Here is a 550-nt window from a genome sequence, read left to right as displayed (position 1 = left end):
ATGTGGTTTGGATCAGTAATAATACATTTTGTTATTGGACAAACTGACTGACAGGTAGGCTTTTCGTAATGACCTTTGCACTCAGTACATAAGTTAGGGTCGATTTCGAAGATGCTGTCTCCCATGCTGATCGCGCCATTCGGGCATTCCGGATCACACATGTCGCAGTTAATGCATTTGTCAGTGATGAGTAACGCCCTGATTACTTACAAGTAGGGTTACGAGTGTCCTGGCCTGCGTTTAGATTGCGCATCAACAGACCGTATTCTAGGTCCATGTCTTCAGGAACAGGAATGAATACGAAGTGGCCGTTACCTTTTGCGTCTTCAATTGACTCTGATTTGCGGTTTTCCATCGCTTCTAGAGTGAAAACAACGTTACCTTTTGGTGTCATTAACTCCAGGCTGTCACCTACAACGAATTTGTTTTTCACTTCAACTTCTGCCATGTCGCCACGACGTTTACCTGTGAACTCACCAACAAATTGTTGTGCGTCAGAGACTGAGTAACCGTAATCGTAGTTTTGGTAAGTATCGTGTGTATGACGACG

Annotated in this window: 2 protein-coding genes; both read right to left on the bottom strand. The window is 44.2% G+C overall.

All coding sequences use genetic code 11. From position 1 onward, the window contains the following. The coding region (locus R7P74_RS28545; protein ID WP_318124059.1) for a YfhL family 4Fe-4S dicluster ferredoxin at window positions 1–203 on the bottom strand (203 nt) is incomplete at its 3' end. Then, a partial coding sequence (locus R7P74_RS28540; protein ID WP_318124058.1) for a U32 family peptidase C-terminal domain-containing protein occupies window positions 203–550 on the bottom strand: 348 nt, incomplete at its 5' end. The genes R7P74_RS28545 and R7P74_RS28540, both read right to left, overlap by 1 nt.

The organism is Vibrio sp. 2033, from assembly GCF_033339735.1.
The sequence above is the reverse complement of the archived record's forward strand: the minus strand, read 5'-3'. Positions and strand labels throughout refer to the sequence as shown.